The organism is uncultured Jatrophihabitans sp., from assembly GCF_964251945.1.
Classification (GTDB): domain Bacteria; phylum Actinomycetota; class Actinomycetes; order Mycobacteriales; family Jatrophihabitantaceae; genus Jatrophihabitans.
Genome location: NZ_CAXULP010000001.1, coordinates 748482 through 761828, shown reverse-complemented (window position 1 = coordinate 761828; position 13347 = coordinate 748482). Strand labels below are relative to the sequence as shown.

Genomic DNA, 13347 nt, shown 5'->3' with positions numbered 1-13347 from the left:
GCTCAACGGTGAGGCGAGGCCATTCTCGCCGTTGCCGGCGGTTGCGCGACCTCGGCGGCCTGGCCGCCGGTGAGGGGCGCCCTCGGGGTCATCGCCGGCGCGGCGACGGCGGCCAGGATCGCGACGCCGGCCGCCGTCCACCAGGTGTGTTGGAACGCCGCATGCGCGGCGGCGTAGCCGATCGGCGTGCCCAACACCGCGATGACGACGCTGACGCCGAGCGCGGTGCCGATCTGCCGGTTCATGTTGACGATCGCGCTGCCGGTGGCCGCGCGCGCCGGCGGGAGGTCCGCGGTGGCGGAGGACAGGATGGCGGGCAGCGCCAGCCCGACCCCGACGCCGCCGATCAGCCAGCCGGGAAGCACGCTGCCCGCGTAGTTCGGGGTCGCCCCGACCAGCAGCGACGTGGTGACTCCGCCCGCGCCGACGAGCACGCAGCCTGCGGCCACGATCCAGCCGATGGGGATGCGCGTGGCAAGACGGTGGGCGATGGCCGCGAACACCGGCACCATCAGCGGCCCCGGCGCGATCGCGAACCCGGTGCGGATGGCGGAGTAGTGCCACACCTGCTGCATCCACAAGATGTTGGTCAGCAGCGCCGCCGCGAACGGCACCGCGAACAGCAGCGCCGTGGCGTTCGACCAGGCGAACGCGCGCACCCGGAGCAGGGCCGGCTCGATGATCGGCGCGTCGTGCCGCCGCGAGCTGAGCACGAAGCCGACCAGGCCCGCGGCGGCGACCGCCCAGGCGAGGCCGAGGCGTCCGCTCCCCCAGCCCCACGATGGGCCCTCGACCAGGGCGAGGGTGAGCGCGCCGATCGCCACCGCCAGCAGCAGCGCGCCGCGCACGTCCGGGATCTTGGTGACCGACTCGTCGCGGGATCTCGGCACCCATGCGGCCGCGGCGAGGAGCGCGACGACCCCGATCGGCACGTTGACCAGGAACACCCAGCGCCAGGACGCCTCGACGAGCACGCCGCCGACCGCGGGGCCCAGCGCTGCGGCGAGCGCGCCCGTGGCCGCCCAGACGCGGACTGCGCGGGCCCGGTGCTCGGGCGGCGCCGCCGCGATGACGAGGCCCAGGCTCGCCGGGGTCAGCAGGGCGGCGCCGGCGGCCTGCAGCACGCGGAAGCCGACGAGCCACCAGATGCCTTCGCTGGCCGCGCATGCGGCGCTGGCGGCGGTGAAGACCGCCAGACCGATCAGGAATCCGCCCTTGCGTCCGTATCGGTCGGCGATCCGCCCGGCCGGGACGAGCAGCGCGGCGTAGACGATCGCGTAGCCGTTGAGCACCCAGGACAGCTGCGACAGCGTGCTGCCGGGGAAATCGGCGCCGATGGCGTCGAACGCGACGTTGACGATGAACACGTCCAGGCTCGCCATGAACGCGGCGAGCGAGAGCACCGCAAGGACCACGCCCGGGCGCTGACTTGGATTGGCCATAGTCAGCAAGCTAACTGGCTGACTATGGGTGACGCAAGCTAGGTTGGAGCCTATGACGGACGACACGGCCATCCTCGAAGGCGCCCTGGCGAACCGCTCGGCGTGGCGCGCCGACCGCTGCCCGGTCGGCAAGGCCCTCGAGGTGATCGGCACCCGGTCGGCGATGCTGATCATGCGCGAGGCGTTCTACGGCACCACCCGCTTCGACGACTTCGCCGAGCGCGTCGGCGTCACCGAAACCGTCGCCGCCGCCCGGCTGCGGGAACTGACGGCGGCGGGGTTGCTGCGCCGCGAGCCCTACCAGGATCCTGGCCAGCGCACCCGGCACGAGTACCGGTTGACCGACATGGGCCGCGACTTGCTGCCGGCCGTGCTCGGGCTCTTCGAGTGGGGCTCGAAGTACCTGTCCCCCGGCGGCCGCGGCCCGCTGCGGCTCGGCCACGCGGAGTGCGGCGCCGAGGCGCACGTCGCCGTCCGCTGCGAGCAGGGCCATGACATACCGTTGAACGAGCTGTCGCTCGCGTCCGCGCGCCGCCGCTGACCCCCGGGGCGCGCCGAGGCGTTCGGCAGCGGCGCCACAATCAGGTGGTGACTGTCGACGGGCTGCTGGTGATCGGCAGCGGGCCGGCCGGCGTCTCGGCCGCCGAGGCCTATCGCGAGCACGGGGGCGCCGGCCCGGTCCGGATCGTCAGCGCCGACATCGACCCGCCCTACAACCGTCCGCCGCTGTCGAAGGACTTCCTGCGCGGCGAGGTGGACGCCGCCTCGACCGCGCTGCACGACGACGGCTTCTACGCCGAGCGGGACATCGAGCTGCTGCTTGGCCGGCGCGTCGCCGAGCTGCTCGTCGCCGAGCGCGCGGCCACGCTCGACGACGGCCGCCGACTGCCCTACGCGGCGTGCGTGCTCGCCACCGGCTCAGTCCCGATCCGTCCGCCGATCCCCGGCGCGGACGAGCCACGGGCGATGGTCCTGCGCTCGCTGCGCGACGCCGACGCGCTGCGCAAAGCCGCCGAGACCGCGGATCGCGTGGTGGTGGCCGGCTCGGGGTTCATCGGCTGCGAGGCGGCGGCGTCGCTCGCCGCCCGGGGCCTCGACGTCACGCTGCTCACCAGCGAGCAGCGTCCGCACCAGGCGCGGCTCGGCGACTGGGCGGCCGAGCGCATCGCGCTGTGGCTGCGCGCCGCGGGCGTCACGTTGATCACCGGCGAGCGCGTCGCGCAGCTGTCCGCTGCGGAGGTGCGCACCGACACCGGCCGCTCGCTCGGCGCCGACCTCGTGCTGTTCGCGACCGGCGTGCGGCCGCAGGCTCAGCTGGCGGTCGCCGCAGGCCTGGCGATCGAGCGCGGCCGCGTGCGGGTGGACGCGTCGATGCGCACGACCGGCGACCGTGTGTTCGCCGCCGGCGATGTCGCGCACGCCGACAACGCGAGCGCCGGCCGGGCCATTTCGGTCGAGCACTGGGGCGACGCGATGACGATGGGCGAAATAGCCGGGCGCAACGCAGCCGGCGACGACGGGCGCTGGAGCGAGCCGCCGGGCTTCTGGTCGACCATCGGCGACCGTACCTTGAAGTATTGCGCCTGGAGCGACGGGTTCGACGACGTCCGGGTCGACGCCGACCCGAACGGCGCGTTCACCGTCTGGCACGGCAAAGACGGCGTGGTCGTCGGCGTGCTCACCGTCGACCACGACGAGGACTACGAGCGCGGCCAGCAGCTCGTTCAGGCCGGCGCGCCGTGGTGACGGCGCCCCCAGTCGAGCCGCTGGATCTAACGCGCGCCGAGCGGCCGGCACGAAGCCGGCCGCTCGGCGGCGATCACGCGACGTCGTAGCGGTCCAGGTTCATCACCTTGTCCCACGCGGCGACGAAGTCGCGCACGAACTTCTCCTTGGCGTCGTCCTGGGCGTAGACCTCGGCGACGGCGCGCAGCTCGGAGTTCGAGCCGAACACCAGATCGGCGCGGGTGCCCGTCCACTTCACGGCGCCTGAAGAGTCCTTGCCCTCGAAGCTGTCCGACTCGTCGCCGACCGACGACCACTGGACCTCCATGTCGAGCAGGTTCACGAAGAAGTCGGTGGTCAGCGCGCCGACCCGGTCGGTGAGCACGCCGTGCTTGGAGCCGCCGGTATTGGCGCCCAGGACCCGCAGGCCGCCGACGAGCACGGTCATCTCGGGAGCGCTGAGGTTGAGCAGGTTGGCGCGGTCGACGAGCAGGTACTCGGCCGGCAGCCGGTTGCCCTTGCCTGGCCAGTTGCGGAAACCGTCGGCCCTGGGCTCGAGAGCGGCGAACGACTCGGTGTCGGTCTGCTCCTGGGTCGCGTCGCCGCGGCCCGGGGTGAACGGCACGGTGACCTCGACACCGGCGGCCCTCGCCGCCTGCTCGACGCCCACGGCGCCGGCCAGCACGACGACGTCCGCGAACGAGACGGGCGTGGCCGACGACTGCGCGATGCCCTCGAGAGTGCGGATGACAGTGGCCAGCTCGTCGGGCTGGTTGACCTCCCAACCGCTCTGCGGCTGGAGCCGGATGCGCCCGCCGTTCGCGCCGCCGCGCTTGTCGCTGATGCGGAACGACGAGGCCGCGGCCCACGCCGTCGACACCAGCTGCGACACGGTCAGGCCGGAGTCCGCGATCTGCTGCTTGAGCGTGGCGATGTCGGCGTCGCCCAGCTCGCCGGGGGCGGCCGGGATCGGGTCCTGCCAGAGCAGTTCCTCCTGCGGCACCTCCGGGCCGAGGTAGCGCTGGATCGGGCCCATGTCGCGGTGCGTCAGCTTGTACCAGGCGCGCGCGAACGCGTCGGCGAACTCGGCCGGGTTCTCGTGGAAGCGGCGGGAGATCGGCTCGTAGATCGGGTCGAAACGCAGCGCGAGGTCAGTGGTGAGCATCGTCGGCTTGCGCTTGTTCGGGGTGCCGTCCGGGTCGGGGATGGTGGCCTCGGCGTCCTTAGCCACCCACTGGTTGGCGCCGGCCGGGCTCTGCTCCAGCTCCCACTCGAAGCCGAACAGGTTGTCGAAGTAGCCGTTGCTCCACTGCGTCGGCGTCGAGGTCCAAGTGACCTCGAGACCGCTGGTGATGACGTCGCCGAGGGCGCCGGTGCGCAGGCCTTGCTTCCAGCCGAAGCCGAGCTGCTCGATTGGCGCGCCCTCGGGCTCCGGTCCGACGAACTGGTCGGGATCACCTGCGCCGTGCGTCTTGCCGAAGGTGTGGCCGCCGGCGATCAGCGCGACGGTCTCCTCGTCGTTCATCGCCATCCGGGCGAACGTCTCGCGGATGTCGCGGGCGGAGGCGAGCGGGTCGGGGTTGGCGTTCGGGCCCTCGGGGTTGACGTAGATCAGGCCCATCTGGACGGCGCCCAGGGGCTGCTCGAGCTCGCGGTCGCCGGTGTAGCGGTCATCGCCGAGCCAGGTCTCCTCCGGGCCCCAGTAAACGTCCTCGTCCGGCTCGAACACGTCGGCCCGGCCGCCGGCGTAGCCGAAGGTCTCGAAGCCCATCGACTCGAGCGCGACGTTGCCGGCCAGCACGATCAGGTCGGCCCAGGACAGCGCGTTGCCGTACTTCTTCTTGACCGGCCAGAGCAGGCGGCGGGCCTTGTCGAGGTTGCCGTTGTCCGGCCAGCTGTTGAGCGGCGCGAAGCGCTGCATGCCCGCGCCCGCTCCCCCGCGGCCGTCGTCGATGCGGTAGGTGCCGGCGCTGTGCCACGCCATCCGGATGAACAGGCCGCCGTAGTGGCCGAAGTCGGCCGGCCACCAGGGCTTCGAGGTCGTCAGCACCTGCTCGAGGTCGGCCTTGACTGCCGAGAGGTCGAGGGTCTGGAACGCCGCGGCGTAGTCGAAGTCGGCGTCCAGCGGGTTGGCGGCCGCCGCGTGCTTGCGCAGGATCTTGAGGTTCAGCTGGTTGGGCCACCAGTCGCGGTTGCTGCCGCCCTCGACCGGGTAGGGGCGACGGCCGTGGGCGACCGGGCACTTGGCCTCGTCGCTCGCCTCCGGCTCGTTCATCTCGCGGACGACTGCGTCAGGATGATGCTCGGACACTGGTGAATTCCCTTCGGGGTTTGCGGACGGTTCGGTTTCAGGAACGGGTTGGGGTCGGGGCTGTGGTCGAGTCAGCCGAGCAGCTGGCGCAGACGCCCCAATAGACGACCTCGGCCTCGTCGATCACGAAGCCGTGGTCGTCCTCGGCGGTCAGGCAGGGCGTGGCGCCGACGGCGCAGTCGACGTCGGCGATGACGCCGCACGAGCGGCACACGACGTGGTGGTGGTTGTCGCCCACCCGCGCCTCGTAGCGGGCGACCGAGCCGGCCGGCACGATGCGCCGCACCAGCCCGGCGGCGGTGAGGGCGCGCAGCACGTCATACACCGCCTGATGGGAGACCTCGCCGATCTCCGCGCGGACGAGGCCGATGATCGCCTCGGTGTCGGCGTGCGGGCGCTCGTGGACGGCGGTCAGGACCGCCAAGCGAGGACGGGTGACCCGGAGCTCGGCGTCGCGGAGCATGCGCTCGGCGTCGGCGATTGTGGGCACGTCCCCATCCTTGTCCCTTTTCTGGATCGAATCAAGTTAAGCCTGGCGCCCGTCCCTTCTCCTGGTTCGGTGGCGTTCGCTGGCGGCCTCGAAATGGACGTCACGGAACCAGGAGAAGCGAATCCGCGCCTGGACTTCAGCTGCTGAGCGGGATGAGGAGTTGGGCGGCGCCGGTGGGCGTCTCGGCTTCGTCGAGCATGGCTGCGGCGACGGTCGCGCGGCTGATCGCTCGAGGGACGATCCGTTTCGGCGCGTCTGCCAGCGGGACGCGCCGATGCGGGACCAGGGGGCCGTCGGTGAGCCGGGCGGCGTGGAAGACGGTGCCGTTCGCGGCCAGGACGGCCTGGTCGGCCGCGGTCTTGTCGGCCAGTTCGGCTTTCAGGACGAGCCCGAGCAGCGAACGCGTGAGCAGGCCGGCGGCCTGGGCGGAACTCCCGGTGCCGTAGGCGCCGAGCCAGATCACCCGCGCGCCCGGCCGGGCGGTCAGCGCACGCGCGCCGGCGAGCAAGGTGCTGCTCTGATCGCCTTTGCGGCGGCCGAGGCCGGAGACGACGACGTCGGCGCCGGCGATTGCGCGGGCGATCGAGTCGTGGTCGTGCACGTCGGCGGCGATCCGGGTGATTCGCTGATCGTTCGGGAGGTCGATCCGGTCAGGGTCGCGGGCGATGGCGGTGACGCTGTGCCCGCGTTCGTAGGCTTGCCTGGCAAGTTGGTGGCCGGTGGCGCCGGAGGCGCCGAGGACGGCGATACGCATGAGAATCCCTCACCTGCCGGCTCAGCGCGCCGGCATGGGCGAGTCGGCGAGTGAGGTCATGAGCAGGTCGACGGCGGCCTCGTGAACCCCGGGCGCCGCGGCCAGAAAATCACGGCTGTGCAGCGACCACGGCTGGCCGTCGATCGCGGTGACCGTTCCGCCGGCCTCCTGCACGAGCAGGGCCCCGGCGAGCAATCCGGAGCGGACGGCGCTGTGTTGCCAGAAGAGGTCCATCCGAGCGGCGGCGACGTGGATGAGTTGCAGGGTCGAGGGCACTGCGGATCGCGTCAGGCCGGCGGCGCCCATCATCGCGGCAAGGGTGCGCCCGATCAGCTCGAAGGTCTCGGTGCTCTCCCGGGGGCTGGCCTGCCCGGTGCCGACCAGCGCGGCCCGGAACTCGGTCTTGGCGGAGACGCGCAGGCGCGTGCCGTTGTGAAAGGCGCCGTGGCCGCGTGTCGCGGTGTAGGTCGCGTCCTCGAGCGGGACGTACACCACGGTGAGGACGGGCTCGTTGTCCCGAACCAGGGTGGCGCTCGTGGCCCATTCTCGGATGCCCTGGACGTGATTGATCGCGCCCTCCGCGGGATCAATCACCCACCACTCGCCCGCGGGCAGCGGGCCGTCATCGAGTTCGTCCTCGACCCACCCGGCGCCGGGCCGAGCCTGCGCCAACCGTGGACGTAACACCGCCAGCGACTTCTGGTCGATGCGGTGGATGGCGTCATAGACACCATCGCGGGTCAGCGGCGCTCGCGTGCTGGCGAACTCTTCGCGCAGCCGGTCGCCGGCGGCGTGCACCGCAGCGACCACCTCGGGCAGCACGGCGGCGTACTCGTCAGACATCAGTTGTTCCTCTCGTTCGGTGACACACCGGCTCCCCCGGCGAGTCCTGTCTGTCGAACGATAAGGACCACCTGGCCTGACCGCCAATGCATTCTTTGCACCCGTACTATTACCTGTATGCATCTGGACCTGAACCTGCTGACGGCGTTGGACGCCCTTCTCGAAGAGGGCAGCGTCACGGGCGCCGCGGACCGGCTCTACCTGTCGCAGCCGGCCATGAGCCGGACGTTGGGCCGGATCCGCGCGCTGACCGGCGATCAGATCCTGGTCCGCACGGGGCGGACCATGACTGCGACGCCCTACGCGATGACGGTCCGCGAGCAGGTGCACCTGCTCGTGCGCGACGCCGAGGCCGTCCTCAGCCCGGACCACCGACTCGATCTTGCGACGCTGCAGCGCACCTTCACCATTCAAGGTCACGACGCGCTGATCACCTCGATGGCGCCGGCACTGCTGCAGGCCCTCCCCCGCGACGCCCCCGGCGTCGTGCTGCGGTTCCTGGCCGAAGGGCCTGCCGACACCAGCGACCTGCGACAGGGACGGGTCGATCTCGAACTTGGGGCCAGCGAGCCGACCCGACCAGAAATACGCCACGAAGTCCTCGGCGCCGGCCAGCTCCAGGTCGTGCTGCGAGCGAATCATCCTTTGCTCAGCGGACGTCTCACGACCAGGAGATACGCCGCCGCCGAGCACGTCGTCGTGACTCGTCGAGGACGCCTGCACGATCACGTCGACGACGCCCTCCGCGCCCAGGGACACCGGCGCCGGGTCATCGCGGCAGTTCCCACCATCGCCGCGGCGCTGCTCATCGTCCACGCCAGCGACGCGATCACGACCATCGCCGCCGAGACGGCGACGCCGCTGATGGCGGGGCTCGGACTGCAGACCAGACGAGTGCCCGTGAGGCTGCCGCCGCTGGTCGCGATCAGCGCCTGGCACCAGCGCTACAACACCGACCCCGCCCACCAATGGCTGCGCGCGCTCGTCCGGCAAACCTTCGGCCAAGCCGGCGCCCGCGCCCCTTCGCCGTAGAGGGTCATCGAAGGGGCCGGACTCAGCCGAGATCGGTGAGCGCCTCGTCCGTGACCCGGGCCTACGTTGAACGGCCGGTTGTTCAGGCAGCCTGGAGCGAGCGCTTGGACAGCCCGATGGCGAAGCCGCCGATGGCGGTGGCCGGCACCGCTGCGGGGTCGGTGGCCGCGCCGAGCGTCACGAACAGCGGCGTGAAGTGCTCGACGGTGGGGTGCGCGTACGGCATGCCGGGAGCGTTCGTGCGAAATCCGGCGAGTTCGTCGACGTCTCCGCGAGAGAGCGCGTCTGCAGCCCAGGAGTCGAAGTCAGAAGACCAGCCTGGGACGTTGTCCGGTCGACGCCAGTCGAGATACGGCAAGCCATGTGTCATATAGCCCGAGCCGATCACCAGCACCCCCGCCTCGCGCAACCCGCGAAGACGGCGTCCCAGGTCGACCAATCGAGCGGGATCGTGGGTGGGCAGGCTGAGCTGGAGCACCGGAATGTCAGCGTCTGGATACATGATCTTCAGCGGCACCCAGGCGCCGTGGTCCAGGCCGCGCGTCCGGTGTTCGTGGACTGGCTCGCTGTGCGGCATGAGCTTGGCGACCTGCTCGGCGAGTTCGGTGGCCGCTGGCGTGTCGTAGCGCATGGCGAAGTACATCGGGTCGAAGCCGCCGAAGTCGTAGACCAGTTCGGCGGGTCGGCTGCTGCTGATGCTCAGCGGCGCGGCTTCCCAGTGGGCCGAGACGATGAGGATCGCTTTCGGCTTCGGCAGTGCGCGAGCCCACGCGTGGAGCTCGGTCATCCAGTCGGCCATCTCGAACAGCATGGGGGCGCCGTGGCTGATGTAGAGGCTCGGCAGCGGGCCATCGTCGGAGTGCCACGCGCGATGGGCTGCGGCGCGCTCAGCCGCGGCCGCTCGGCCCAAGTGCGCGGCGAATGGATGCTGAGCGGGGATACGGCTGTCCGCAACCGCGGTGGTCGACGAGCTTCGCGGTGTTGACATGTCTGCCTCCTCGAAAGACGGCTTCTCGGCTGGGTTTGCCGAGCGCGGTGCGCGGTTGAATGTGGGCTGGCGCGGCGCGGACGGCTGCCTGTCCGCGCCCGCCGACAGCCTGTGCTGAGCTGACTAGGCGAGGACGCCGAAACCGCCCGTCCAGGAGACCTTCTCGCCGACCGCCAGGGTGAGCTGCAGGAAGCCAAGCGCCTCCAGCTCACGAGCCCGGCTGAGCGCGCCAGCGTCGATGGCCTTGAGGCCGCCGGCTGCGACAACGTCGGACAGGAGCGCTTTGGCTTCCGCGTCGTCGCCGGCGATGAGCACCGTCGTCGGCACCGGCCCAACGGATCCTGAGGCGAGAGTGGCGGCGAACGTGGTGTTGAACGCCTTCAGCACCCGCGATTGCGGCAGCGCGGCCGCGATCTCGGCGGCGGCAGAGCCATCGGCCGCAACCGTGAGGGAGTCGAACGTCTCGAAGTCCAGCGGATTCGTGATGTCGACGACGATCTTGCGCGCGAGCTGGTCGGCGCGCTTGGCGATCACGTCGGCCACCGCCGGATAGGGCACCGCGAGGACCACGATGTCGCCCGTAACCACCTCGTCGGCACGGGATTCGTTGTTGAATTCCTCGACCGTGTTGCCGCCCTTGCGGGCGAGGCCCGCGATGGCCCGGCCCATGTTGCCGGTTCCGATGATGCTGATGTGCGTCATGCCGTGCTCCTCGTCGAGCGGAAAGGGTTTGATTGTTGCTTCAACCATTACGTTAGCGCAAAACACTTGAAGCTTCAACTGCTCCCTGGCAGAATGCGGCCGTGGACACCGAGTGGCTGACTCAAGAGGAACGGGCCGCGTGGGTACGCCTGGCCGCCCTCGTCGAGCTTCTTCCCGGGGTGCTTGACGGTCAGCTTCGGCGTGACGCGGACCTGACGCACTTCGAGTACTACGCGATGGCGATGTTGTCAGAGGCGCCTCGGGCCACTCTGCGGATGACGGCGCTGGCCGCGCAGACCAACGCGACCCTGTCTCGGCTTTCCCATGTCGTGAGCCGCCTCGAGCACCGAGATTTGCTGGAGCGCTTTCCCTGTCCGGAAGACACTCGGGCGACCAACGTCCGGCTCACGCCTGCGGGACGGAAGACGGTCGTGCGCGCGGCGCCCGGCCACGTCGCCAATGTCCGCGAGCACGTGATCGCCGCCCTCTCGCCGCGACAGATCCGGCAACTGACCGCGATCACCGAGGCCATCCTGGGTCGGCTCGATCCTGACGAGAAGATGACGCCGACCTATCACCGGTACGACGCCGAGTGAGCCCGCCCGGCCGACCAGGGCCAATGAGATCCGTACGACCCCGGCCGCGTGGCCAGGACCAGCTCCGCCGGTGTCCTCAGCCGGCATCTCGGAGTGACAAGCTGCGCGCGAATTCGGCGATCTGGGCGGACTCACTCGAGTTGCTGGGGTTCGACGTCCCCGACGCGGTGACCGTCACCGCCCCAGTTGGCCTTGTTCATCCGCGACGGCTGCACCCGCGGCGGCTCGCCCTCCTGCTTCGGGAAATTCGGCGGGTACGGCGCGTCGCCCAGGCCGCGATCGGTCTCATCGCGCTCGGCCCACTCCAGCAGCGACTCCAAGGCGAACACCGCGTCGTCGATCCCGGCATGCAGGTCGCCCAGCCGCGCGAACCGCGCAGGCATGGTCGCGATCGTGAAGTCGCTCATCTCGACGTCCGGCAGCTCGTCCCACGTCAGGGGCGCGGACACCGGACCCCACGGCTTACCGCGCACCGAGTACGCCGCCGCGATCGTCCTATCCCGTGCGTTCTGGTTGTAGTCGAGGAACACCTTGCCGTCGCCGCGTTCCTCCTTCCACCAGGCCGTCGTCACCAGATCGGGCGCGCGCCGTTCCACCTCGCGCGCGAACGCCAGCGCCGCGCGCCGCACCTCGCGGAAGCCGAACCGTGGCTCGATCCGCACGTAGACGTGGATGCCCTTCGAGCCCGACGTCTTCGGCCAGCCGACCGCGCCGAGCTCGTCCAGCACCTCGTGCACGACGCCGGCCACCGACTTGCAGGACTCCAGGTCGGCCCCCGGCCCGGGGTCGAGGTCGATGCGCCATTCGTCCGGGTGCTCGGTGTCCGCGCGCCGCGAGTGCCACGGGTGGAACTCCACCGTCGACATCTGCACCGCCCACGCCACCGCCGCCAGCTCGGTCACGCACAGCTCGTCCGCAGTGCGCCCGGACGGGAAGCGGACCTGGACGGTCTCGACCCATTCGGGCGCGCCTTTCGGCAGCCGCTTCTGGTAGATCTTCTGGCCGTCGGTCCCCTCCGGATAGCGGTGCAGCATGCACGGCCGCTCGCGTAGCGCGCGCACGATGCCGTCGCCGACCGAGAGGTAGTAGTTGACGAGGTCGAGTTTCGTCTCGCCCCGGGTGGCGAAGTAGACGCGGTCCGGATTGCTGATCCGCACCCGGTGCGGCCCGACCTCGACCTCCACACTCGGCGCCGGCATGCCCGCACGGTAGCGCGGCCGCCGCGTGCGGCTGAGGAAGCTCGGAGATCGCGCGCGGTCACTCTCGGTCGAAAGCGGCACACCGTGGGTAGCTTGAGAAGCAGTAGGAGCTTCCGAAGAGCCCGTCCGTCGACCCAGGCGGCCCGACAAGATCGCTGATACTCGACCAATGCCCGCAAAATCGCCCGTAGCAGTTGGACGCTGACCCTCGTGGTCTTCGTCGTCGGGGTCGCCGCGGCCATGCTGCTCGGGCTGGGATATGTGCTGCAGCAGCGGGTGGCCGCCACCGCCGAGCTGGCGAATCTATTGTCCTTTCGGCTGCTGGCCGGCCTGATGCGCCGCCCGGCCTGGTGGGCCGGCATCGGCGCGATGATCGTCGGCGAGGTGTTGGCCGGGCTGGCGTTGCGGCTGGCCAGCGTCGCGCTCGTCGAGCCGCTGCTGTCCACCAGCCTGCTGTTCGCACTCGGTTTCGCGAACCTGCTGTCCCGGCGGCGCATGTGCTGGCAGGAGATCGCCGGCACGGTGCTGCTGTCCGCCGCGCTCGGCGTGTTCATCGCGGTGGCCCGCCCGCGCAGCACCGCGGCGCCCGAGCCGTCGTTGGGCGTCCTCGTGCTGGCGGTCGGCTCAGTCGTCGGCGTCGTGGCGGTGTTGGTGGCGGTCGGCAGGCGCCGCGGCCTCGTCGCCGAGTCGGTCCTCCTCGCGCTTGGCGCCGGCCTGCTGCTCGGTCTGCAGGACGCCGGCACCCGCGCCGCGCTGACCGCCGCCGACCGGCATGGCGCGGCGGCCGTGCTCTACAGCCCCTGGCTGTACGTCGTCGTCGGCGCCGCCGTGCTGAGCCTGCTGCTCTCGCAGAGTGCCTTCAAGGCCGCGCGGTTGGACGCGTCGCTGCCGCCGATCGCCGCCGCCGAGCCGCTGGCTGGCATCCTGCTCGGCGTGACGTTGCTCGGCGACGTCATGTCCGTCAGCGTGGCCGGGCTCGCGGTCGAGGCGATCTGCGTGGTGGCGATGGTCGGCGGCGTGGTGCTGATCGGCCGCTCGCCGAGCCTGGCCGGCCACCACCTTCCGGGTGTCGCCGAGCGCTACGACCTGCTCGCCGCGACCCGCGCGGAGCAGGCCGCCGCCCGCCGCGCCGCCTGAGCCTGCCAGTGCGGCCCGGCGCCGTCGTTGAGTGGTGCGTTAGGCGTTCGATGGCGCGTTGAATCGCACCACTGAACGCCTAACGCACCACCGAACTGACATCGTCAAGAAGGCGGCGCGACCGGCGG

Annotated in this window: 13 protein-coding genes; 5 read left to right on the top strand and 8 right to left on the bottom strand. The window is 71.0% G+C overall.

Annotation, left to right across the window (positions count from 1 at the left end; genetic code table 11):
- Nucleotides 1–2: 2 nt before the first annotated feature.
- Nucleotides 3–1442 carry a DHA2 family efflux MFS transporter permease subunit gene (locus tag ACFFBG_RS03490; protein ID WP_375475615.1) on the bottom strand — a complete coding sequence of 480 codons (1440 nt, stop codon included), beginning with the start codon at nucleotides 1440–1442 and terminating at the stop codon, nucleotides 3–5.
- A gap of 52 nt (nucleotides 1443–1494) precedes the next feature.
- On the opposite strand from ACFFBG_RS03490, the gene ACFFBG_RS03485 reads away from it, so the two are divergent.
- A complete protein-coding gene (locus tag ACFFBG_RS03485; RefSeq protein WP_375475613.1) occupies nucleotides 1495–1983 on the top strand; it encodes a winged helix-turn-helix transcriptional regulator in 489 nt (162 codons plus the stop codon).
- Between the two features lie 47 nt (nucleotides 1984–2030).
- The gene (locus tag ACFFBG_RS03480; RefSeq protein ID WP_375475611.1) at nucleotides 2031–3188 is read left to right on the top strand and encodes an NAD(P)/FAD-dependent oxidoreductase; all 1158 of its coding nucleotides are present in this window, start codon (nucleotides 2031–2033) and stop codon (nucleotides 3186–3188) included.
- A 73-nt stretch (nucleotides 3189–3261) separates the two neighbouring features.
- Here the strand turns inward: ACFFBG_RS03480 and katG are convergent, their stop codons facing one another.
- The 4 genes from katG to ACFFBG_RS03460 all read right to left on the bottom strand — a co-directional run bounded on the left by katG (nucleotide 3262) and on the right by ACFFBG_RS03460 (nucleotide 7565).
- Nucleotides 3262–5442, bottom strand: a complete 2181-nt coding sequence (gene katG / locus ACFFBG_RS03475; protein ID WP_375475609.1) for a catalase/peroxidase HPI — start codon at nucleotides 5440–5442, stop codon at nucleotides 3262–3264.
- A 73-nt stretch (nucleotides 5443–5515) separates the two neighbouring features.
- Nucleotides 5516–5968, bottom strand: a complete 453-nt coding sequence (locus tag ACFFBG_RS03470; protein ID WP_375475607.1) for a Fur family transcriptional regulator — start codon at nucleotides 5966–5968, stop codon at nucleotides 5516–5518.
- Between the two features lie 136 nt (nucleotides 5969–6104).
- Nucleotides 6105–6722, bottom strand: a complete 618-nt coding sequence (locus tag ACFFBG_RS03465) for an NAD(P)-dependent oxidoreductase (RefSeq protein WP_375475605.1) — start codon at nucleotides 6720–6722, stop codon at nucleotides 6105–6107.
- A gap of 21 nt (nucleotides 6723–6743) precedes the next feature.
- Nucleotides 6744–7565: an inositol monophosphatase family protein gene (locus ACFFBG_RS03460; RefSeq protein WP_375475604.1), complete on the bottom strand. Its 822-nt coding sequence runs from the start codon at nucleotides 7563–7565 to the stop codon at nucleotides 6744–6746.
- 117 nt (nucleotides 7566–7682) lie between these two features.
- Between ACFFBG_RS03460 and ACFFBG_RS03455 the strand changes: the two genes are divergently transcribed.
- Entirely contained in the window at nucleotides 7683–8597 is a 915-nt protein-coding gene (locus tag ACFFBG_RS03455) for a LysR family transcriptional regulator (RefSeq protein WP_375475602.1), read from the top strand.
- A gap of 82 nt (nucleotides 8598–8679) precedes the next feature.
- On the opposite strand, the gene ACFFBG_RS03450 is transcribed toward ACFFBG_RS03455, so the two are convergent.
- Both ACFFBG_RS03450 and ACFFBG_RS03445 read right to left on the bottom strand, forming a co-directional pair.
- Entirely contained in the window at nucleotides 8680–9585 is a 906-nt protein-coding gene (locus ACFFBG_RS03450) for a dioxygenase (RefSeq protein WP_375475600.1), read from the bottom strand.
- Nucleotides 9586–9708: 123 nt separating this feature from the next.
- Nucleotides 9709–10287 carry an NADPH-dependent F420 reductase gene (locus ACFFBG_RS03445; protein WP_375476251.1) on the bottom strand — a complete coding sequence of 193 codons (579 nt, stop codon included), beginning with the start codon at nucleotides 10285–10287 and terminating at the stop codon, nucleotides 9709–9711.
- A gap of 101 nt (nucleotides 10288–10388) precedes the next feature.
- On the opposite strand from ACFFBG_RS03445, the gene ACFFBG_RS03440 reads away from it, so the two are divergent.
- The gene (locus ACFFBG_RS03440; protein ID WP_375475598.1) at nucleotides 10389–10883 is read left to right on the top strand and encodes a MarR family winged helix-turn-helix transcriptional regulator; all 495 of its coding nucleotides are present in this window, start codon (nucleotides 10389–10391) and stop codon (nucleotides 10881–10883) included.
- A 131-nt stretch (nucleotides 10884–11014) separates the two neighbouring features.
- Here the strand turns inward: ACFFBG_RS03440 and ligD are convergent, their stop codons facing one another.
- A complete protein-coding gene (gene ligD, locus ACFFBG_RS03435) occupies nucleotides 11015–12082 on the bottom strand; it encodes a non-homologous end-joining DNA ligase (protein ID WP_375475596.1) in 1068 nt (355 codons plus the stop codon).
- A gap of 210 nt (nucleotides 12083–12292) precedes the next feature.
- On the opposite strand from ligD, the gene ACFFBG_RS03430 reads away from it, so the two are divergent.
- Nucleotides 12293–13219, top strand: coding sequence for a DMT family transporter (locus tag ACFFBG_RS03430; RefSeq protein ID WP_375475594.1), 927 nt, complete (start codon nucleotides 12293–12295; stop codon nucleotides 13217–13219).
- Nucleotides 13220–13347: the final 128 nt, after the last annotated feature.